This window comes from Natrinema limicola JCM 13563, assembly GCF_000337475.1.
Taxonomy (GTDB): domain Archaea; phylum Halobacteriota; class Halobacteria; order Halobacteriales; family Natrialbaceae; genus Natrinema; species Natrinema limicola.
In genome coordinates, this window is sequence record NZ_AOIT01000049.1 from 75,891 (window position 1) to 96,872 (window position 20,982).

Genomic DNA, 20,982 nt, shown 5'->3' on the forward strand with positions numbered 1-20,982 from the left:
GAACTCACTCGAGGATCGTCACCGGCTGCGTGGTCCGTTCGACGACCGTTGTGGCGATATCCCGACCGAGAAATCGCCTAATGAACCAGTTCGATCGGGTTCTGTCGCCGGCCATCACGACGTGATCGATCCCCGCCTCCGACGCGTATCGGGGAATGACGGTGCCGGGTCGACCCTCGGCAAGTGCGATCCGGACGCGATCCCCTGTGTCAGGGCCGGCACCCGACTCGAGCAATTCCGCGGCGCTGGCTCGTGCCTGTGTCGTTCGCTCCTCGCGTCGCTCCAAGATCCCTCCCTCACTGAGCGGCGCGTCAAGCGGTGTCACGACCGCCAAGAGCGTGATCTCGGCGTCGGGGAACGTCTCGAGGCCGTAGGAAAGCGCTTCGTCCTCGTGTGGTCGGCCGAGCGTGGGAACGAGGACGTGGTCGGGATCGGCCATAGGACGGTCTTCGGGTGCCGACCCCATCGGTCTATCGCCGTCGACCCCGCTCTCGCCCCAGGGCGGGTCGCGGATGCATCGATACCCAACTGGACAATCAGTCACCGATCCGAATATAAAAGGGAATTCTGACAAACGCTTTTCATCAGTGGCGGCGGAGGGACAATCATGGGTACCGAAACAGGGATGTCGTCATCGGCACGATCACTCACGATCAGCGACCTGACACGAGCGGGGGTAGTCGCGCTTGCAGTGTCGTTGGGCATCAACTTGCTCATCGTGTTCGTGGCCAACGCCGGCGGTATCGCACCACAACTGGAAGCACTGAATTACGGACCAGTAACGTTCTTTACAACTCTCGGCGTCATCGGTGCGACCGTCACCTACGGGGTTCTCGCGCGATTCAGTTCCAGCCCTGATCGGCTGTTTCTCATCGTCGCAGCGATCGTCCTCGTGCTCTCGCTCGTACCGGACTTCACGGTTATCCCCAATCAACCCGGTGGGAGCCTCTTCGCCGGCGCGATCCTTGGGCTGATGCATGTCACGACAGCAGTCATTTGTGTGGGTGTCCTGACCGACCGCAGTGCCGGCCAGTGAGCTAATATAGCACACTCGAGAACACATAGCATCCCCGACCGTCGGAGTCCGAAAGACGATACTTTAAACCGCAAACGGGGCCAAGCACGGATAATGAATCTCGAGGAGCTGTCGGGGCTCCCACCCGGTGCCATCGATCACTTCAAGCGCGAGGGCATCGAGGAGCTCTACCCGCCACAAGCCGAGGCGGTCGATGCCGGCGCGACCGAGGGCGAAAACCTCGTCGCGGCCGTCCCCACCGCCAGCGGGAAGACGATGATCGCCGCCCTCTCGATGCTGTCGGCGATCGAACGCGGCGGGAAAGCACTGTACATCGTCCCGCTGCGAGCGCTCGCCAGCGAGAAGAAGGCCGAGTTCGAGGCCTACGAAGGGGTCGGCGTCACGGTTGGGGTCACGACCGGCAACTACGAGTCGACCAGCGACTGGCTCGCGACGAAAGACATCGTCGTCGCCACCAGCGAGAAAGTCGACTCACTGGTCCGCAACGGTGCGGAGTGGCTCTCCGATCTCACCTGCGTCGTGTCCGACGAGGTCCACCTCATCGACGACCGGAATCGGGGGCCGACGCTCGAGGTGACGCTGGCGAAACTCCGCCAGCTCAACCCTGGACTGCAGACCGTCGCGCTCTCGGCAACGGTCGGCAACGCCGACGAAATCGCCGATTGGCTCGACGCCGAACTGGTCGACACCGACTGGCGACCGATCGACCTGCAGATGGGTGTCCACTACGGGAACGCGTTGAACTTCGACGACGGCTCGACGCGCGAGGTGCCCGTCGAAGGATCGGAAAAGCAGGAGGCCGCGCTCGTCCGCGATATCCTCGAAGAGGGCGGCTCCTCGCTCGTGTTCGTCAACTCCAGACGAAACGCAGAAGCCGCCGCGAAACGGTTGGGTGGCGTCTCGAGGAACGAACTGACCGCCGAAGAAGAGGCGAAACTCGCAGAACTGGCCGCCGACATCCGCGACGACAGCGACACCGAGACGAGCAGGGACTTAGCCGACTGCGTCGAACGGGGTGCGGCGTTTCACCACGCCGGCCTCTCGAGCACCCAGCGGAGCCTCGTCGAGGACGCGTTCCGCGATCGCCTGTTGAAGGTAATCTCGGCGACGCCGACGCTGGCCGCCGGTGTCAACACGCCTGCGCGGCGGGTGATCGTCCGCGACTGGCGACGCTTCGACCCCAGTGCCGGTGGAATGGCACCCTTAGACGTCCTCGAGGTCCACCAGATGATGGGCCGGGCCGGCCGACCGGGGCTCGACCCCTACGGTGAGGCCGTCCTGCTGGCCAAAAACCACGACGAGAGCCAGGAGCTGTTCGACCGCTATATCTGGGCCGATCCCGAGCCGGTGCGCTCGAAACTGGCGGCCGAGCCCGCCCTGCGGACCCACGTACTCGCGACCATCGCATCGGGCTTTGCCCGCACCCGCGAGGGCCTGCTCGAGTTCCTGGAGGCCACCCTCTATGCCAGCCAGTCGACCGAGCCCGGCCGCCTCGAGACGGTGACCGACACCGTCTTGGAGTATCTCGAGTCGAACGACTTCATCGAACGCGACAGCGGCGGCAGTGACGACAGCGAGGACGCGGGCGGCGAGGCGTTCACCTCGGCTGCCGATCTCGCCGACGATGGCAACGGTAAGGAGACGCTCGAGGCCACCAGCCTCGGCCATACTGTCTCGCGGCTCTATCTCGATCCGATGAGCGCAGCAGAGATCGTCCACGGACTCGAGCGTGCAGACGACCGGCCGACCGCGCTGGGACTGTACCAACTCGTCTCACGCACGCCCGACATGTACGAACTCTATCTGCGCTCGGGCGAAGACGAGAAATTCGGCGAACTCTTCTACGAGCGAGAGCCCGAACTGCTGGGCGATACGCCAAGCGAGTTCGAGGAGGACCGCTTCGAGGACTGGCTGGCCGCGCTCAAGACCGGCAAGCTGCTCGAGGACTGGGCCGACGAAACGGACGAGGAACGGCTGACCGACCGGTACAAGATCGGACCGGGCGATCTGCGGGGGAAAGTCGACACCGCCGAGTGGCTGCTGGGCGCGGCCGAGTCGCTGGCCGCCGAGATCGACAGCGAGTGGACCGTCGCGGTCCGCGAAGCCCGTGCACGCGTCGAACACGGCGTCAGTGAAGCCCTACTGGAACTCGTCTCGGTCGGCGGTGTGGGCCGCAAGCGCGCTCGCCGGCTCTACGAGGCAGGAATCGAGGAGCCAGCAGACCTACGAACGGCCGACAAAAGCGTCGTTCTCGGTGCCCTTAAAGGAAAGAAGACAGCCGAGACCATCCTCGAGAACGCCGGCCGCAAGGACCCCTCGATGGACGGCGTCGAGCCGGACTCGGCGGGGTCGGCCGACGGCGGCGTGACAGCTACCTCGAGCGGCGGTGACGGGACCGACGACGCGACAGCAACAAACGGAGCAGACGACAGTCAGTCGAGCCTGGGTGATTTCTAATGCAGCTTATCGAATGCCGACTCGAGATCGACGAGATCGACTCGTTCGTCGCCGACCTCGGTGACCTCGGCGACCGACACAGCGTGACGATCCAGGCGTTCGACGCCCGCTACGTCGCCGATCGCCGCCACCTCGAGCGAGCCGTCGAATTCGCGGATCGCGCGATCGACCGCGGTGAAAACGTCGCCCGTGACCGCGCCGTCGAAATCCTGCTGTACGCCGCCGGTCGCCGACAGATCGATCGTGCGCTCGCGATGGGTGTCGACGCCGGCGAGACTCGAGCAGTGGTGCTCGTCGACGGCGATTCAGACGAGGACGAGACGGCAGCGCTCGAGGCAGTCGAAGCGCTGGATGCGTTCGTCGACCGCGAACCGACACTCGAGACACAAGACATCGAAACGCTGTGTGACTTTTTCGACGTTCCTGACGCCGAACGTGAGGCCACCGACGCATCGCTTTCGGCGCTGGTTCGCGAGCGGGTGGCGCTGCTCGAGGTCGAAAAGTAGGCTCGCGGCGACGACCAAGATCGGACCGCGACGAGGATGGTCAATCGCGATGGCGCTCGGGTTCCACCGCTGTACCGTCAGTCGTCTGCGCTTCGCTCGAGCCGGCCTTCCCGTGCTTCCCGAAGGCCATCACAAATACCACCCTGACTCGACATGTTGACCTGTGCGAGCCGACCGCGTCGGTGGACGAGCTCGAACGAGTCGGGGTCGATCGGGTCGCCCTCTGGCGTTCGAAAGAGGTGGTCGTCCGGCGCCGAGACGAGGCCGATTTCGCGGGCCTTCTCGAGGTAGCGCTCGAGCGGCGCTGCCGGAACGGTGACGGCAAACGAACGGTCGCGGACGTAGACGGCGGCGGATTCGGCTTCGTCGGTCAGTTCGAGATTTCGCAGTCGAACGTCGACGATCGCCTCAGCGTCGAATCCGGCCTCGAGCAGCGCTTTGACCGCGTCGTACTGGCGAGCAACGCGGGCCTTGTCGTCGAGTTCGGCACGGACTGCCGCGACGTCGCCGTCGGCGTCCGGAAACGCTTCGGCAAACGAGAGGTCCTCGTTGACGCCGCGGTTGATCTCCGTCTCGTGCATGTGCTCGGAGAGCGTGATCCGGGCCTCCTCGACTGCCGGCAGCGATTCGATCTCGTCGCGGGCGTCGACGGCCATCATCCACGCGAAAGCCGGCGAACACCACGCGGTTGGGAGCGTGAGGTCGACGCCGACGTGGCCACCGTCGATCTCGATCGCGTCGACGTACTCGAGCGCGACGATCGAGCGGTCGAGTTCCGGATCGGTGACCCGGTCGAGTCGGTCGCGGACGGTCGCTCGCGTGGGAGCGGAGCCGTCGGATGGCTGCGTGCTCATCAGTCGTCCGCCGGCGTGGGTTCCTCGCCTGCGTAGTGGTCCTCGAGGCCGAACTGCTGGCTGATCTCGTCGTCTTCGAACGCCTCGCGTTTCGCCTCGATATCGATGTCGTAGAGGTCGGCGATGTTCTCGCCCATGACCTTCTTTTTCGTCTCGAGATCCCACTCGACGCCGTACTCCGCGCGGTGTTCCTCGGTGAGTTCTGCCTCCATGACCTCCTCGACGAGCCAATCGGGGTTCCAGATGGCGTAATCCGATCCGAAGATGACCCGATCCTCGCCGAGCCACCAGAGGAGTTCGGACATGATCTCGGAGAACTTGCCCGGTCGGTTCTGGGCGAACGGCGCGGCGACTGCCAGGCCGCCGTAGACGTTCGTCTCCTGAGTGGCGATCCAGCAGAAATCGTCCAGCCGGGGCAGGCCGACGTGTTCGACGATGAAGTTGAGCTCCGGGAACGACGAGGCCGCATCGTCGGCGTCTTTCACGTCGAACGCGTCGCGATTGAGGGGGCGGATCGTCGGCCCCTTGTGCGGGTGGACGTTCTCGATACCGAGGTCGGCACACTTCTGTAAGAACTCGAAGGCCTCCTCGTCGTCGAGGCGCCACCCTTTCGAGTCGCCGCGCCACTCGGCAGTGTAGAGTTTGACGCCGGGAATCTCGTATTTCTCGTGGAGTTCCTCGAGGTACTCGAGGCCCTCCTCGCCGTCGCGGGGGTCGAAGGTCCCGTTTAAGACGAATCGCTCGGGGTGTTCGGTCGCGAGTTCGGCGTTTTGCTCGGTGGTGTTGAACCCCTCGGTGTAAAAGTCGGTGAGGTACGTCGGCTGGAAAACCGCCATGTCGGCGGCGGCGTTGCCGAACAGGTCCTCAACCATCCGGTCAGCGCCGTACTTGCGATACTCGTCTATGTCCCACTGGCGTTCCTCGGGCGTGAACGTCGTGTGATAGTCATAGAAACACTGGATGAACTCTTCCCCTCCCTGGTGTTGGATATTCTCCTCCGTCGCGTCCCACAGGTGTACGTGGCCATCGATGATGAAGATCTCCTCTCCGTTGTGCTGATACATCGCACCATGCACATGAATACCACTACCCATTACTCTTTTTCAGGAAGAGATGAATGCGACACTCGGATCGGTTTTCGCGGCCAAAATTAGCGGCTGTGGGTAGTAGTATCAAATCCAAAACACTCACGCGACACGAGATGCGAGGGGAACGTTATCACGGATGACGATGAACTGTGTGTCAGTCCCATGCAAGCAGCCAGACTCCACGAATACACCGACGACATGAGCGACGCGCTCTCGATCGACGAGATCGACCGCCCGGATATCGAACGGTCCGACGGCGTCCTAGTCGAGGTCGAGGGCGCGGGCTGGTGTCAGACAGACAACCACATCATCGAGGGAATGTGGGACGAATACGCTCCGCAGGACCTGCCGATGACGCTGGGCCACGAAAACGCGGGGATCGTCGCCGAAACCGGCGACGAAGTAACGCTGGTCGAGGAGGGCGATCCGGTGATCTGCCATCCTGTTCAGACCTGTGGCATCTGTCGGCCCTGTCGGCTCGGCGAAGACATGTACTGCAAAAATAGCGCGTTCAACGGCCTCACGACCAACGGCGGCTTCGCCGAATACCTCCTGACCAACGAGCGCGCCGTGATTCCGCTGCCCGACAGTGTCGATCCAACCGAGATCGCCCCCCATGCCGACGCGGGGATCACGGCCTACCACGCCGTCAAGAAGGCGGTCGACGAGCTAAATCCCGGCGACACCAGCGTCGTGATCGGCGTCGGCGGTCTCGGCCACATCGGACTCCAGTGTCTCGAGGCGATGAGCGCCGCGGACATCGTCGCTGCCGACATCAAAGACGAGGCACTCGAGTTGGCCGAGGAACTGGGTGCGCGCCACACTGTCAACACCGCCGACGAGGACCTTCCGGACGTGATCGCCGATCTGACCGACGACGATGGGGCCCAACAGGTCATCGACTTCGTCGGCGGCGACGAGACGACCAGCTTGGCACCCGAAATCGTCGCTGCCGGCGGCGACCACCACGTCGTCGGCTACGGCGGCCACATCCACGAGCCCAGTCAGGCACTGGTCAACGGCGAGTTCGCCTACCGGGGGACGCTCGTCGGCAAGTACGCCGAGCTGCAGGAACTCGTCGCGCTCGTCGATCGCGGCGCGGTCGAACTGCGCACCGAACGCCACGACCTAGGCGAGATCAACACGGTCGCCGAGCGCCTCGAGCACAACGAAATCGAAGGCCGGGCGGTCATCCTCCCACCCTGAGCAGCCGGCAAGCGCGATGCTGACGGCTCGTCTCGAGCCGGCAGCCGCTCGCCGACCGGCACTACACTCTTGCCGGGGCACGTGATACGGCCTCCATGGCAACGCTCGAGGATCCACTCGAGATCGGCGGCGTGACGGTCCCCAACCGCCTCTATCGCGCACCCCTACTCGAGTGTGCGGGCACTGGTCCCGACGCGGTCGAGGCGCTGATCGACGACCTCGAACCGGCCGCCGAATCGGGCGTCGGGCTCATCTGTCAGGGCGCAACGATCGTCCGCGGCGAGGGCGGCTGTGCCGCGCCGGGGATGACCCGCGTTCACGATCCCGACTTCGTCGCCCGACTTGCCCGGCTGACCGACCGGATTCACGACCACGGGAGCCGGATTTTCATCCAACTCGAGCACGGGGGCCTGCGGAGTATGGAGACCTGGCACGCCGAATATCGCCGAGCACATCCCGATCTCGAGCAGCTCGCGGTGTCGGAACCGCCGTGGCAGTTACGGCTGCTCGACCGGATCGGGTTTCTCGAGTGCGATCCACACGTCCTCTCGACCGCAGAGGTGTACGATCTCGCTGCCGACTTCGGCCGCGCGGCGGCTCGCGCCGTCGACGCAGGCTACGACGGGATTCACCTCGCCGGGGCCAATATGGGAATCGTCCAGCAGTTTTGCTCGCCGTTTTACAATCACCGAGACGACGAGTTCGGCGGCTCACCAGAGGCTCGCCTCGCGTTTCTCGCAGTCGTCCACGACGAGATCCGCAAGCGGGCGGGCGACGTGCCGCTGGTGACCAAGGTACCCGCCGAGACGCCCGCCCCGCCCGCGCCCATCGTTCGGCGGAAACTCTCGCTCGCGGATGGGATCGAAATCGCCCGCCGACTCGAGCGGATCGGCTACGATGCGGTCGTCCCGGTACAGACATCGGTCACCTGGGACATGAGCATCGTCCGTGGAGCGTATCCCGAACGCGCATGGGACAACGAGGCACTGCGCGAAGCGTACGACGCAGCCTTCGGTGGCGCGACCCGACGACGGCTCGTCGCGCTGGCGAATCGCGTCCAGTCGCTCCAGTACGACTTCGAGTCGGCGTGGAACGAGGACTTCTGCCGGCAGGTCCGCGAACAGGTATCGATCCCCGTCCTCGCGGAGGGTGGGATCCGAGGGCGCGAGAAGATGGATCGGCTGCTCGGCTCGGGCGGGAACGAATCCCCCGCCTGCGATATGGTCGGACTGGCCCGACCGTTCTACGCCGAACCGCGGCTGGGCGCGCGGTTGCTCGAGGCCGAGCCGGACGGCGACGAGCCGCGCGTCGTCTGCGAGAGTTGTAACAACTGTACGGTGCCCCAGGTGACCGGCGCACCGGGGATCTGTCGGACGCCCAGTGTGCTGCGAAAGCGGGGCGAACTCGAGCGAGCGGGAGCCTACGAGCGGTCCGACCGGTAGCCACTCATACGGTCTGCTGTAACGATTTACCGGTGCAACCGCAGTGCGGGTCGCGGTTGCACCGGAAATGACTGACAGTAGTCCGTATCAGGGCGTTACGGTGGTGCTCGTCAGTTCCTCGAGCGGTCCCTCGACGGTGTACGTGGGCGCGTCGACTCTGAACCGCGAGCCGGTCGCACACGCATAGTGAAGGCGAAAGAACACCACGGTCTGACGTGGAACGGGATGTTACTCCACGCTCAGCGGGAGTTGGATTCCGAGAGTGCCGATTGAGCGGTAGACTGCGCAATCAAGTGACGCGATTCCCCATCCGGCCTAACGGCCGGGGTTCCCTCGCTATTTAAAGATGGGTTCTGGTGACTCGCATGATACCGGCTGACCCCTTCGTTTCGACTGGAGATCGGCGGCAGGGGCTACGAAGGCGCTCGAGTCGAAAGAACGGAAAGAGTAGTCCCCACAGGATTCGAACCTGTGTCGAAGCCCCCAGAAGGCTTCAGGATTGGCCACTACCCCAGGGGACTGCGCTGCGATAGATCGTTGGCCGTGGCCCTATTTATGATTGTCGGGTTGGAGTCGCTCCGACCCGCAGTCGGGTGGATCAGCGTGTTCGAGTCGGTGACAATTCGCACAGAGAACGACACACCGCTCGATCTCCTCGCGAATGCTTGCCTTCGAGTGGCCATTAACGACCATGGTCGCGATGCTGTGTTCTTTTTCGTCTGGATGGTGAAAGTCGAGACACGGTGGTCTGTCTTCGTCACAGCGAGCACACTCGCAGTGTCGGTCCTTGGACGCGTAGAGCCATCGCCGGATTTCCGCCCGGCGACGATCCTTTCGCTCGATTCGTTTCTCCCGGTTCTTGTAGTACCAGCGCTGTTGGCCTGTGAGGTCTTCCCCACTCGAGGTCGTCAGGAATATCGACCCACCCCGGTTTCGGCTGGACAGGCTGATCGCCGGTTGCACCGCGATCGAACGTTTCCAACCCTGCGCGTTCTTTCGCCGCGTTCCAGCCGCCTAGTTGCTCCATAATCGTTGCAGAGGCGGGTCGTAATCCCAACTCCTCGTACTGTGCTTTCGTCGGCGACTCACCGAGTCGGTCGGCGGCCTCCCGAAGGGCCTCGAGACACGCCTCGTCCGTCGTCACACCACCAGTGACCGCGTTATCGGGTATAAACGCTCACCTGATATTGGCGAATTCGATCGCTCGAGCGCGAATCGACATTCCTTTTTCCCGCTCTCGCGCACCCCCGAGTATGTACGTCGGACGATTCGTCGTCGTTGGCCCCGAGGTCGGCGCGTATCGCGTCTCTTCACGTTCGTTCCCCAACCGCGAGATCACCGCTCGAGAGGAAGCACTCACCGTCGGGCCGACCGACGATGCCCCCGAGACGGACAACCCCTACGTCTCTTATAATTGCCTGCGCGTCGTCGAGACGCCGACGGGCGAGACGGCTGCCTTCGGCAATGGCTCGCACGTCGATCCGATCGCGGAGAAACTCGAGCTTGGCTATCCCGCTCGCGATGCGCTGGCCGAGAGCCTGCTCGCGCTGGATTACGAAAAGGACGACTACGACACGCCCCGGATCGCGGCGACGATCAGCGACGACGGCGAAGCCATGATCGGCACGGTTCGCAAGGACGCCCTGCTCGTCGAGACCGTCGACGAGCCGACGCTGGTCGCGACCTACGAGAAAGATGCCCCCGAAGCGTTCGATCTCGAGGCAGACAGCGCCGACGCAGCCGCGAGCGAGGTCTACGACCACGAGTTCGAGCACGCCGTCTGTGCAGCCGGCGTCGCACTGACTGACGACGGGTTCGAGACGGCGATCGAAAACGGCAACTGAGCATCGGCGGTTTACGGTTCTCGCCAGACACGACAGGGAGCCGTGAGCGATCGCTACCGAACGGGCACTGTCGGCGACTGCCCGCCGCTGCGACGGACTGCTGGATAACCTACAAATCGATGGCACCTGTTAGCTGTGGGCATGAAGGTCGGACTCATCTCGGACGTCCACGGGAACCGGGTCGCACTCGAGGCCGTCCTTGAGGACATGCCCGACGTCGACGAACTATGCTGTGCGGGGGACGTGGTCGGCTACAACCCCTGGCCGGCAGACTGCGTCGACATGCTGCGAGAACGGGACGTGCCGACGGTGATGGGCAACCACGACGCCGCCGTCGCCGCGGAGACGCCCTTCCGATTCAATGGCATGGCGCAGGCGGGCGTCGAGCACGCGGAAACGCAGCTTTCGGACGACCAGCTCGAGTGGCTTGCCGAACTTCCAGCCGAACGCCACGTCTGCGACGGGCAGGTAAAGCTCGTCCACGGGCATCCGGACGATCCGGACCGCTATACCAGATATACCTACCCACGGGAGTTTACACCGCGGCTGCTCGGCGACGAGGACGTGCTGGTGCTCGGTCATACGCACGTTCAGGGCGTCGAGCGGTTCGCAGAGGGGATCGTCGTCAACCCCGGAAGTGTCGGCCAGCCCCGCGATGGAGATCCGCGGGCTGGGTACGCCGTCGTGGATCTCGAGGGGCTGACCGTCGAGACCGAGCGCGTCGAATACGACATCGAGGCGGTGCAGACGGCCGTCGATGAGGCCGATCTCCCCGACCGTATCGGAACGCGGCTCGCACGCGGGGAGTGAGAGACGTGAGCCGGACGCGACCACGGAAAGGGACTCTTTAACACGTCTCCCACGGCTACGGTCTGACATGGTAGCTCCCGGCTCGACTGTGTGTACCGATCGGAACCAGCCACGGCACATCGTGGGCCGGTGGTGTCGCTCGCGTCCGTCGCTGTCGTGCCGACGAACGCGCTGCCTCGAGACCGGATCGACAGGGGTGACGATCGAGACCGATGTTTAGGCGCATCTACGAGGACCTGCGGGCGATGCGCGAGCGCGATCCTGCAGCGAAGGGCTGGCTCGAGGTGCTGTGTTGCTATCCGGGACTGCACGCGGTCTGGGCCTACCGGATCGCACACCGGTGCTGGACCGGCGGCGGAACTGGCGAGCGATTCGTGGCACGGCTGCTTTCCCAGCTCGTGCGGCTGTTGACCGGCGTCGAGATCCATCCGGGCGCAGAACTCGGTCGGCGTGTGACGATCGATCACGGGATGGGCGTCGTCATCGGCGAGACGGCCGAGATCGGTGACGACGTCCACATGTACCACGGCGTCACGCTCGGCGGGGCCACGAACGAACCGGTCAAGCGCCATCCGACGGTCGAATCGGGCGCGCAATTAGGAGCCAACGCGACGCTGCTCGGCGACATCACGATCGGCGAGGAGGCAGCCGTCGGTGCCGGCTCTGTCGTCACGCAGGACGTCGAACCCGGTGCGACCGTCGTCGGCGTCCCAGCAGAGCGGGTCGACTGAGCAGACCATCAGACCAGCGGTTCGAGCAGTCCTCGACCCGCCTCAAGCAACTCACGAACCCGTTTCTCGTCCCCTGCCTCGGCGTAGACTCGCAGCACTGGCTCGGTGCCACTGGGGCGAACGAGCAGCCACGAGCCGTCGGCCAGCAGGAGTTTGAACCCGTCGGCGGTGTTGACGTCCTCGACGTCGGTGTCCGCGACGGTTTCGGGGATCGCTGTCTCGAGATCGTCGAGGACCCGCGTCTTCTCGCTGTCGGGACAGTCGACGCTGATCTTGTCCTGAACGACGGTGCCGTGGGTCTCGAGCAGTCGGTCGACCCGCTCGTCTAACGGCTCGTCGGCGTGCATCGCAGCCGCGAGCAGCGCCATCAACACGCCGTCTTTCTCGCGGACGTGGCCCCGGACGGTGAAGCCGCCGGACTCCTCACCGCCGACGAGCGCGTCGCCGTCGGCCATCGCCTCGGCGACCCACTTGAAGCCGACCGGCACCTCCCGGACGGGTTCGCCGTGGGCCTCGGCGATCCGGTCGATCAGATACGTCGTCGAGACGGTCCGGACCGCCGATCCGGACGCGTCCTCGAGCAGATAGTCGTACAGCGCGGCGAAAAACAGGTTCTCGTCGAGATAGCCACGTTCGGGCGTTACGACAGCGATGCGGTCGGCGTCGCCGTCGTTGGCGATCCCGAGATCGACGCCGCTGTCGTCGGTGACGGTTGCAATCAGCGTCTCGAGGTTCTCCGCGGCGGGTTCGGGTGAGCCACCGCCGAAGTCGGGATCGCGCTCACACCGGACGCGTTCGAGGTCAGCCCCGGCGCGCTCGAGGACCGCGTCGGTGGTCCCGCGGCCGCTGCCGTGCATCGCGTCGTAGGCGACCGACAGCCCCGAGAGGTCTGCGCTGCCGGTGATCGATTCGACCAAGTCAAAGACGGCGTCCGCATGGGACGGGGCGAAATCGACCTCGCGGACGGTGCCGTGGTCGGCTTCGGGAAGCGACTCGGGTTCGGCAAGGCGATCCGCGATGGCGTCGGTGACGGCGGGCAGCGCCGGCGCGCCGTCGTCGGGAATAAACTTCACGCCGTTGTATTCGGGCGGATTGTGCGAGGCCGTGATGACAAGCGCGCCCGCCAGGTCGCGATCGACGATCGCGTGGGCAACCAGCGGCGTCGGCCGATCCCGATCGGAGAGCAACACGTCGAACCCGTTTGCACACAGCACCCGCGACAGCTCCTCGGCGAACCCGCGAGAGGTCTCGCGGGCGTCGTATCCGATCGCGACCGGGCCCTCGAGCCCGTCATCGTCGAGATACGTCGCGACCGCCTGTCCGACCATCCGGACGCGTGGCGTCGTAAACTCCTCGAGCGTCGCCCGCCAGCCATCGGTACCGAAGCTGATCGTCTCCATGGTGCGGTGGTCGCGGGCCGGTGCGAAAAAAGCGACGGGCGACTGCGACCACAGAATATGTCACGTCACACCACAGCATATCGTCTCATACGGTCTCCTGTCAGTCAGTGCCGGTGGGACCGCGACCGCCCTGCGGTTGCACCGGGAAATCGGGACAGCAAACCGTATCAGGCGTCGATATCAGCGAGACGCTGTTCGAAGAGCCGTTCGCCCGTCTCCTCACAGGTGACCGCGACGACCTTGTGGGAACTACAGCAGGATTCGACGACGTCCTCGCCCATGTGTACGTCGCCCCCGGAGGGACAGGTCTCGAGGAACATCCGAAGCCCGTTGAGCACCGCCCCCTTCGTCTCGGGCTGGTAGGCGTCCCAGTCGGGCACCCATGACTCGAGAGCGCGGCCGGCAGCGACGTCAGCGAGCAACGCGGCACGAGAGGGCCAGCGACCCACCACGCCGGACGGGGAACGCAACGTGCGGGCTTCGCCGCGGTCGTCGAGGTCGAACTCGTCTGGATCGGCGTCGAACCCGAACGCGTCGACGGCGGCCGTGGCGTCGAGCCCCGACCCCTCGACGGCGTCGATCTCGTCGAACCAGTCGGCCTCGAAGGCGTCGGTCAGACAGAGATCGTCCCGGTCGTCGCAGGGCTCGAGGACATCGTGCTCGAGAAACAGCGTCTCGAGGTCGAGTTCGAAGGCGTCAGCGAGTGCATCGGCCTCGCCGGCGGTGGTGTCGGGTTCGGACGCCGCATCCGCATCGCGACTTGTTACATCGTCAGCGCCGGCTGAGTCGGTATCGCCGTGGTCTGTGTCGACGGCTGCAGTTGCCGCGGTGTCAGCACCACCGAGACCGCTCGCCACGTCAGGACTGGGGTCCGTGTCGAACCAGCGCAGGACTGCCGGCGGGAGATACCGCTTGGTCAGCGTCGGCGTGCCGGGGACGAGATATCCCCGCAGGTAGATCAACGCGATCGAAATCACGACAGCGAGGAGGCCGCCGAGGCGAGATTTCCGCGCGATGAGGGAGCCAGCGACCACCGCAATAACCAGGTTCAGGGCAGTACACGGTTCGCAGCGGTTTTCGCCCGTGTAGTCGGGCTGTCTGAGTTCGTCGACAACGTCGAGTTGCATCTCGAGACGATTGTCATCACCATCACACATTTAGTTGTCGGACGGACAACTCGGCTCCGAGACCGGCCACGAGACCGGCAACTGGACTGGCAGGCGGGCCCACGTGCGCGAACACGGATCACTCGAGCCCGACAAGCTGTTCTTTTTCAGCGCGCGGTAGCTGCTTGATTTCGTACTCACGGGACATCGCAGCTGATTTCGAGTCGAACCGCTCGTGATAGCGGAGTTCGACCGGTGTCCGGCCACGGGTGTATTTCGCACCGTCGCCGGCGTCGTGTTCGGCCACGCGTCGCTCGAGGTCGGTCGTGTAGCCAGTGTAGAGAGAGCCATCAGCACACTCGAGGACGTAGACGACGTGGGCAGCCTCGGCCATCGACTGTCGAATGGGACGGAGCCGCAAAAAGTCTCACGTCCGTAGGGGTCCTGATCGGTCGTCGCGATACGTTCAGGTGCCGCGAGCGCGTTCTTTCGCGGCTTCAGCGATTCCAGCGTTCGCCGAACAGCTGACACACGCGTGTATTTCACCGCGTTCGTTGGCGAAAACGCGTGCGAACCGTTCGGAGACGTGCGCGCCGCAATGGTCACACTTGGGCATTGGACACACCGGCCGGAGCCGGTATTCGATTATACTGGGTGAACAGTTAAATAGTCTTCTCCAAACACTGTTTGGCTTTCCGGTAGCAGGAAGTATTTTTCCCTAACAAAGTATGCGTGTCAATCACGAGCCGTGGCGATCGCCTGTGCGATCAGGGTCGCCTGTGCGCCAGCAACAAAGCCCGCGTCGACGTTGACGACCGAGAGAACGGTACAGGACTGTAACATCCCGGCGAGTGCCGCCTCGCCGTCGCCGCCGTACCCGTAGCCGCTCGAGACGGGGACGCCGATGACCGGCGTATCGACGAGACCGGCGACGACGGTCGGCAGTGCACCCTCCCGACCAGCAGCGACGATCATCACGTCGGCGTCGCGGAACCGATCGAGCTGATCGAGCGTGCGAGACAGCGCTGCGACACCGACGTCGTCGACCCGATCGACCGTCGCACCGGCGTCCAGACAGACGGCCTCAGCTTCGTCGGCGACTGCCTCGTCGACCGTCCCGCCGGTGGCGATGCCGACGGTCGCCTCGAGCGACGGCGGCTCGTAGTCGGCGGTCACCACCCGAACCGCGCCGCTGTGGCGGTGGATCGTCGCGTCCGGAGTTGTCTCCGCGACGTAGTCCTCGAGAGCGGCAAACTGCGGGTCGGAGACACGGGTGAGCAGTGCTCGCCCGGTCGTCTCGAGTGCGGTTTCGGCCAGTGCGACGACCTGCGGGATCGATTTTCCCTCTGCAAAGATCGCTTCTGGGACCCCACGGCGCTGGTCGCGGGCTGCGTCGAACCGGCCCGCCTCGCCGGTGGCATACCCCCTGAGTTCGGCTTCGGCCGCCGCTGGCGAGACGGTACCATCGGCGACGGCGTCGAGGAGTTCACGCATACATGCTCTCCGCGGCCGAGACACTCGAATCCGTCGACCCAGGGTCGAGAACAACTGAGCGAACGAGGGTTCTGGTCTGGTTGGTCTGGTACTGAACGTGCGCGCGAGCCCCGGAGGACCGCGCGCGATCCGGAATCCGGTGATTGACCGCCTTCGAAATCGAAGTCGGTTGCTCATTAGACATATACTTTCCGGTGAGTCTGGCCATCGAAACCGGCGAATCAACCGCTGCAACCCCCGTATTTCCGGTAGTAAGCACAATTCTTATATAGGGTAACGGGAAAGGAATAGATCGTATGGCAGATCTTATCGTCAAAGCCGCCGTAAAGGAAGCGCTCGATGACAAAAACGTCGCCTCGGATTTCTACGACGCCCTCGACGAGGAGGTCTCCGAGCTGCTCGACGATGCGGCCCGACGCGCTGAGGCTAACGACCGGAAGACGGTCCAGCCCCGCGACCTGTAAGGTCGAGACTGCTTCGTTTTTTATCGACACCGCGACGGCCGAGAGCTGCGCATACCCGTCGCTCGTCAGTAATCTCGAGATCGATCGATAGACACGTACTGGGAGAGAGGGGTCCGTGCGGCGATGCTCGCCTTTCGCGTGCGATCGGTGTAAATCGTGTTCGCCAGCAGTATCAGCGCTGGCGCTGGGTTACGTACTCGTTGGTTCGACCGAGTAGCACGTAATCGGTCTCACGCAGTTCCGGGATCGACGCCGATCCGGTGACGAACATCGCCGTTCGCAACTCGAGGGCAAGCGTCTCGATCAGGTCGACAACGGCGTCGGTCCCCTGACCTGCCGGTGCGAGAAACGGCTTGGCGAGCCCGCCGGCTCGTGCGCCGAGGGCGATCGCTTTCGCGATGTCCAGCCCGGAGCGGACGCCGCCGCTTGCGATCACGCAGTCGTGGACGGACGCCGCCTCGAGCGTACTCACTGCAGTTGGGACACCCCAGGCCCGGAACAGCTGTCCGATCGCTTCCTGACGGTCAGCGCCGACCGCGGCCGCGCGGTGGGACTCGATTCCCGACCACGTCGTGCCGCCTTGCCCGGCGACGTCGACGGCGTCAACACCGGCGTCGGCGAGCCGACGCGCCGTCTCACGTGCGATTCCATTGCCCGTCTCCTTGACGATCACCGGCACCGAGAGGTCGGCGGCGACGGCCTCGATCGCGTCGAGGCAGCCACGTGCATCGACATCGCCCTCCGGCTGGACGGCTTCCTGTAAGAAGTTCAGATGGACCGCCATCGCGTCGGCGTCGATCATCTCGACGGCGCGCTCGACGTCATCGACATCGTACTCGAGCAACTGGGCCGCACCAACGTTGCCATAGAGGAAGGCGTCGGGTGCAACGTCTCGGACGACCGTGTACGACTCGAGTAACGCCTCGTCATCGAGTTCGAGGCCGGCACGCTGGCTGCCGACGCCCATGGCGATATTCGTCTCCTGGGCGGCTTCGGCCAGCGCCCGGTTGATTTTCGTCGTGTTCGGGTGGCCACCAGTCATGCTCTCGATGACGATGGGTGCAGCGAGTTCGTGGCCGAACAGCGAGGTGGACGTGTCGATCTCGTCGCGGTGGACATCCGGCAGTGCCTCGTGGACGAGGTCGATATCGGCGAACCCCGCGCCGTCCGTTTCGATGTCTTCCTCTTCGATGATGCGGATGTGATCGTCTTTCCTGTCGGATGTCTCGGGCATCGAATCGTCTCCATCGGAGGGTGGTGTGACGGTATTGAAAAGGTGTTCATTCATGGCGCTCGTGAGCGGTCGCTGGCTCGCTTTTTTGCCCCTCGCCGCGGTAGAGGGGCATCGATGTTGCGCACACTCCTTCTCGGCTTCGGGCTCGTCGAGATCGTCATGCCGCGGCCGGTGATCGAGGCCTGCGAGCGGATCGGCCTGCGAAACCCCGGGACGGCCCGACGACGGCCGCTGGCGCTGACCGGCGCGCGGCTCGAGGGGCTGGTCTTCGTCTGGCTGCTCGCCCGCGGTCGCGAGGGGTCAACGCTCGTCAGCGCGCTGCTCGGGCTCGCCGGGCTGATACTCGTCCTGGTTCCGCGGCCGATCATCACGCTCAGCCAGCACTTGGTCTACGCCAACACCGACGATCTCGAGCTCCGGCTGTGGGTGGTGCCCGCGGCGCGGCTGCTGGGCGTGCTCTACCTGACGGTGCTCCTGCTGGCGCGCTCGACTGACACCGAGCGGACGGTCGACACCGACGCCAACACGACGACCACGTGAATCAGTACTCCCGGCGCTCGACGCCGTCCTCGCGGCCGACGTAGGCCACGTCAGCAAGGTCGACGAACAGGCCGTGTTCGACGACACCAGGGATCGCCGAGAGCCGCGTCGCCAGCCCATCGGGGTCGTCGATCTGACCGAACGAACAGTCAAGCACTAGATTGCCGTTGTCGGTCACGACCGGGCCATCCTTGCACTCGGCGTCCCGCAGTGTCGGCTCGCCGCCCAATTCCTGGATGCGAGCTGCCGCAACGGTGTGGGCATCGGGGAGCACTTCGACCGGCACCGACCGCTCGAGGCGCTCCGTCAGCTTTGAGGGGTCGGCAACGACGAGAAATCGGTCCGCGGCCGAATCGACGAGTTTCTCGCGTGCGTGGGCTGCGCCGCCGCCTTTGATGAGCGCGCCGTGAGCGGCCGTATCGGGATCGTCGACGACCTGATCCGCGCCGTCGATCGCGATATCGACGCCGTCGACCGCATCGAGGTCGGTCAGCGGAATGCCGACCTCGAGTGCCAGTCGGCGAGACTGAAACGAGGTGGGAATCCCGCGGATCTCGAGGCCGTCGTCGACGGCCCGGCCGAGTGCACGGATTGCGTGGGCGGTCGTCGAGCCGGTGCCGAGGCCGACGACGAACCCGTCTTCGACGTCCTCGGCCGCGCGTTCGCCAGCGCGTCGTTTCGCTGCGTCTGAGCCACCGTCCGTCTTCATGCGTGTGCAAGCGAGCGGCGACGGGAAAAACGTTGTAACTTGGCTGCGTCGGTCGGCCCAGGGTCACAGATCGACGCGATCGAACCGCCAGAGCCCGATGGCAAGCGGGACGAGCGCCCAGAGTGCAAGCAGGACGAAGCCGAACCACGGCTTGGCGACGATCGGCACACCACCATCGATCAGCCCCTGTGTCTCGTATGCGCTGGAGGCCGTGAACTGGCCAGCGCCGAGCACGGCAGCGATCGCAGAGCCATAGGCGGCGTCCGGCGGCACGGCGTTCATGGCAATGAACCAGCCGGGAATCGTTTCGGGAAGGAGTTCGCCTTCGATCGCGAACAACAGCGCCTGCGCGAGAACGCTCCAGGCGAACCAGAACACCACGACGAGTCCGACCGCACCGACTGCCGCTCTGGTCGTCGACCGCGTCATCGCAGAGAGGCCAACGCCGAGACAGACGTAAACGAACCCGAACAGCACTGTTATCAGGGTAAAAGCGACGTAGTCGACGAGCGAGACCGAGCCGACGAACGCGACGAGTCCAAGCAGGCCGACGGTAAAGCCGACCAGAATCGAGACGGCGACCACGCCCGTCCGACCGAGGACCTTCCCCAGGACGACATCCCGGCGACGGTGGGGGAGTCCGAGCAGGAACGCCAAACTCCCACTCTCTCGCTCGCCAGCGATCGCACCGTAGCCGACGAACAGGGCGATAATCGGCACGAGAAAGCTCGCGGGCGTCTGCAACGCGAGTATCAGATCGAGCGTCGACTCCGCGCCACCCTCCTCGAACAGTGCCGAGAGCCGCGAGGCCAGAAACGCACCGCCGACGGAAAACAGGGCGAACAGGCCGGTCAGTGCAAGCAGGACACGCGAGCGAACGGCGTCCCGAAAGTCCTTCTTCGCGACGATGATCGCGCTCATCGAGCCACCTCCGCCGGCGTGGCGTCCGACGTGTACGCCACGAACAGATCCTCGAGCGAGGATTCGTCGGTTGTGAAATCCTCGACGGTCACGTCGTAGTCCTCGATCGTGTGTAATACGGTCGTCTTCGCACGGTCCGCACAGGCGACGACGAGGGTCCGGCCCTCCGGCGTCACCGACGAGACGCCGTCGATCGATTCGACTGCCTCGAGAGCGGCTGTCGAGTCGTCGGGAACGCGATCGAGGGTCACACGAAGCCGGGTCTGATCGGGCATCGTGTCACGTAGCCCGTCGATCGTGTCTTCGGCGATCAGGTGGCCGTCACGCAGAATGCCGATGCGATCACAGACGGCCTCGACCTGCCCGAGGACGTGTGAGGAGAAGAAGACAGTCGCGCCGCGGTCGTTTTCCTCACGAATGATCTCGCGCATCCGGCGAGCGCCGTTGGGGTCGAGACCGGTCGACGGTTCGTCGAGAATCAGCAGGTCCGGCTCGCCGACCAGCGCCGTCGCGAGCATGAGCCGCTGGGTCATCCCCTTCGAGTAGCCGCCGGCTTTCTTGTCGGCTGCGTCGGCCGAGAGCCCAACCCGCTCGATGAGATCGTCGGGGTCGTCGTCGGCCCCTTTCGATTCGATCGCGAACGAAACGTGCTGGCGGCCAGTCAGCCGGTCGTAGGGCTCGACGCCTTCGGGGAGGATACCGGTCCGCTTCCGGATCGCGAGGGCGTTTGCCTGTGCGTCGAGATCGAACACCCGCACCTCGCCGCTGGTCGGCCGAATGAAATCGAGTACGAGATTGATCGTCGTCGACTTCCCCGCGCCGTTGGGCCCGAGGAAGCCGTAGATCTCGCCGCGTTCGACGGTGAGATCCAGCCCCTCGAGGGCTGTGTCGGTGCCGTACCGCTTCGTTACGTCTGAGATGTCGATGGAGGGCATTGTTCAATCAGACTACCATTAAGGAGCCACAAATAACTTGCTGCGCTGATAAGTTAGCATGGAACGAAGTACTATCAGTTGTTGTTCCCAAGAGAAAGAGATTTGTATCGTATTGGTTCAATATCATGTGTTGGATTACACTATGGTCGAACTGACCCTGCCCTCCGTCGATCGAACGACACTCGATCGACACCGATGGTCCCGC

At 64.5% G+C, this 20,982-nt stretch carries 23 protein-coding genes; 10 read left to right on the top strand and 13 right to left on the bottom strand.

Annotated features, from left to right (window positions below; genetic code table 11):
- Positions 1-4: 4 nt before the first annotated feature.
- Entirely contained in the window at positions 5-439 is a 435-nt protein-coding gene (locus C476_RS12270; RefSeq protein ID WP_008013418.1) for a universal stress protein, read from the bottom strand.
- Positions 440-607: 168 nt separating this feature from the next.
- Here C476_RS12270 and C476_RS12275 point away from each other — a divergent pair, with 168 nt between their 5' ends.
- The 3 genes from C476_RS12275 to cgi121 all read left to right on the top strand — a co-directional run bounded on the left by C476_RS12275 (position 608) and on the right by cgi121 (position 3,999).
- The gene (locus C476_RS12275) at positions 608-1,036 is read left to right on the top strand and encodes a DUF6069 family protein (RefSeq protein ID WP_049911815.1); all 429 of its coding nucleotides are present in this window, start codon (positions 608-610) and stop codon (positions 1,034-1,036) included.
- Positions 1,037-1,129: 93 nt separating this feature from the next.
- Positions 1,130-3,493 (top strand): ATP-dependent DNA helicase, encoded by a 2,364-nt coding sequence (locus C476_RS12280; protein WP_008013423.1) that lies wholly within the window; start codon positions 1,130-1,132, stop codon positions 3,491-3,493.
- The gene (cgi121, locus tag C476_RS12285) at positions 3,493-3,999 is read left to right on the top strand and encodes a KEOPS complex subunit Cgi121 (RefSeq protein WP_008013425.1); all 507 of its coding nucleotides are present in this window, start codon (positions 3,493-3,495) and stop codon (positions 3,997-3,999) included. The genes C476_RS12280 and cgi121 overlap by 1 nt, the downstream gene beginning before the upstream one ends.
- A 77-nt stretch (positions 4,000-4,076) precedes the next feature.
- Here cgi121 and C476_RS12290 read toward each other — a convergent pair whose 3' ends face one another.
- Positions 4,077-4,853, bottom strand: coding sequence for an iron-sulfur cluster assembly protein (locus C476_RS12290; protein ID WP_008013428.1), 777 nt, complete (start codon positions 4,851-4,853; stop codon positions 4,077-4,079).
- Complete coding sequence (locus C476_RS12295) at positions 4,853-5,917, bottom strand: amidohydrolase family protein (protein ID WP_008013430.1); 1,065 nt, start codon at positions 5,915-5,917, stop codon at positions 4,853-4,855. The genes C476_RS12290 and C476_RS12295 overlap by 1 nt, the downstream gene beginning before the upstream one ends.
- Positions 5,918-6,103: 186 nt before the next feature.
- Here C476_RS12295 and C476_RS12300 point away from each other — a divergent pair, with 186 nt between their 5' ends.
- The gene (locus tag C476_RS12300) at positions 6,104-7,147 is read left to right on the top strand and encodes an NAD(P)-dependent alcohol dehydrogenase (RefSeq protein ID WP_008013432.1); all 1,044 of its coding nucleotides are present in this window, start codon (positions 6,104-6,106) and stop codon (positions 7,145-7,147) included.
- Positions 7,148-7,242: 95 nt separating this feature from the next.
- Entirely contained in the window at positions 7,243-8,589 is a 1,347-nt protein-coding gene (locus C476_RS12305; RefSeq protein ID WP_008013434.1) for an oxidoreductase, read from the top strand.
- 757 nt (positions 8,590-9,346) lie between these two features.
- On the opposite strand, the gene C476_RS12315 is transcribed toward C476_RS12305, so the two are convergent.
- Positions 9,347-9,733, bottom strand: a complete 387-nt coding sequence (locus tag C476_RS12315) for a homing endonuclease associated repeat-containing protein (protein ID WP_241430489.1) — start codon at positions 9,731-9,733, stop codon at positions 9,347-9,349.
- Between the two features lie 109 nt (positions 9,734-9,842).
- On the opposite strand from C476_RS12315, the gene C476_RS12320 reads away from it, so the two are divergent.
- The 3 genes from C476_RS12320 to cysE all read left to right on the top strand — a co-directional run bounded on the left by C476_RS12320 (position 9,843) and on the right by cysE (position 11,974).
- The gene (locus C476_RS12320; protein WP_008013440.1) at positions 9,843-10,433 is read left to right on the top strand and encodes an IMP cyclohydrolase; all 591 of its coding nucleotides are present in this window, start codon (positions 9,843-9,845) and stop codon (positions 10,431-10,433) included.
- Positions 10,434-10,574: 141 nt separating this feature from the next.
- Positions 10,575-11,243 (top strand): metallophosphoesterase family protein, encoded by a 669-nt coding sequence (locus C476_RS12325; RefSeq protein ID WP_008013442.1) that lies wholly within the window; start codon positions 10,575-10,577, stop codon positions 11,241-11,243.
- A 212-nt stretch (positions 11,244-11,455) separates the two neighbouring features.
- The gene (gene cysE / locus C476_RS12330) at positions 11,456-11,974 is read left to right on the top strand and encodes a serine O-acetyltransferase (protein ID WP_008013445.1); all 519 of its coding nucleotides are present in this window, start codon (positions 11,456-11,458) and stop codon (positions 11,972-11,974) included.
- Between the two features lie 8 nt (positions 11,975-11,982).
- Here cysE and C476_RS12335 read toward each other — a convergent pair whose 3' ends face one another.
- The 5 genes from C476_RS12335 to larB all read right to left on the bottom strand — a co-directional run bounded on the left by C476_RS12335 (position 11,983) and on the right by larB (position 15,974).
- Positions 11,983-13,374: a phosphoglucomutase/phosphomannomutase family protein gene (locus C476_RS12335; protein WP_008013446.1), complete on the bottom strand. Its 1,392-nt coding sequence runs from the start codon at positions 13,372-13,374 to the stop codon at positions 11,983-11,985.
- 167 nt (positions 13,375-13,541) lie between these two features.
- Positions 13,542-14,501: a hypothetical protein gene (locus tag C476_RS12340; protein WP_193788163.1), complete on the bottom strand. Its 960-nt coding sequence runs from the start codon at positions 14,499-14,501 to the stop codon at positions 13,542-13,544.
- Between the two features lie 118 nt (positions 14,502-14,619).
- Positions 14,620-14,874 carry a GIY-YIG nuclease family protein gene (locus C476_RS12345; RefSeq protein ID WP_008013448.1) on the bottom strand — a complete coding sequence of 85 codons (255 nt, stop codon included), beginning with the start codon at positions 14,872-14,874 and terminating at the stop codon, positions 14,620-14,622.
- A gap of 72 nt (positions 14,875-14,946) precedes the next feature.
- Positions 14,947-15,096: a DUF7563 family protein gene (locus tag C476_RS19915; RefSeq protein WP_449289260.1), complete on the bottom strand. Its 150-nt coding sequence runs from the start codon at positions 15,094-15,096 to the stop codon at positions 14,947-14,949.
- Between the two features lie 119 nt (positions 15,097-15,215).
- Positions 15,216-15,974 carry a nickel pincer cofactor biosynthesis protein LarB gene (gene larB / locus C476_RS12350; RefSeq protein ID WP_008013449.1) on the bottom strand — a complete coding sequence of 253 codons (759 nt, stop codon included), beginning with the start codon at positions 15,972-15,974 and terminating at the stop codon, positions 15,216-15,218.
- 296 nt (positions 15,975-16,270) lie between these two features.
- Here larB and C476_RS12355 point away from each other — a divergent pair, with 296 nt between their 5' ends.
- The gene (locus tag C476_RS12355; protein WP_008013450.1) at positions 16,271-16,438 is read left to right on the top strand and encodes a DUF1931 family protein; all 168 of its coding nucleotides are present in this window, start codon (positions 16,271-16,273) and stop codon (positions 16,436-16,438) included.
- A gap of 172 nt (positions 16,439-16,610) precedes the next feature.
- Here C476_RS12355 and fni read toward each other — a convergent pair whose 3' ends face one another.
- Positions 16,611-17,672 (bottom strand): type 2 isopentenyl-diphosphate Delta-isomerase, encoded by a 1,062-nt coding sequence (gene fni / locus C476_RS12360; protein ID WP_049911827.1) that lies wholly within the window; start codon positions 17,670-17,672, stop codon positions 16,611-16,613.
- A 114-nt stretch (positions 17,673-17,786) separates the two neighbouring features.
- Between fni and C476_RS12365 the strand changes: the two genes are divergently transcribed.
- Positions 17,787-18,212, top strand: a complete 426-nt coding sequence (locus tag C476_RS12365; RefSeq protein ID WP_008013454.1) for a hypothetical protein — start codon at positions 17,787-17,789, stop codon at positions 18,210-18,212.
- 1 nt (position 18,213) lies between these two features.
- On the opposite strand, the gene rpiA is transcribed toward C476_RS12365, so the two are convergent.
- The 3 genes from rpiA to C476_RS12380 form a co-directional block, all read right to left on the bottom strand.
- The gene (rpiA, locus tag C476_RS12370; RefSeq protein ID WP_008013455.1) at positions 18,214-18,921 is read right to left on the bottom strand and encodes a ribose-5-phosphate isomerase RpiA; all 708 of its coding nucleotides are present in this window, start codon (positions 18,919-18,921) and stop codon (positions 18,214-18,216) included.
- 63 nt (positions 18,922-18,984) lie between these two features.
- Positions 18,985-19,842: an ABC transporter permease subunit gene (locus tag C476_RS12375; RefSeq protein WP_008013456.1), complete on the bottom strand. Its 858-nt coding sequence runs from the start codon at positions 19,840-19,842 to the stop codon at positions 18,985-18,987.
- On the bottom strand, positions 19,839-20,777 hold the full coding sequence (locus C476_RS12380) for an ABC transporter ATP-binding protein (protein ID WP_008013457.1): 939 nt from the start codon (positions 20,775-20,777) through the stop codon (positions 19,839-19,841). Before C476_RS12380 ends, C476_RS12375 begins: the two co-directional genes overlap by 4 nt.
- Positions 20,778-20,982: the final 205 nt, after the last annotated feature.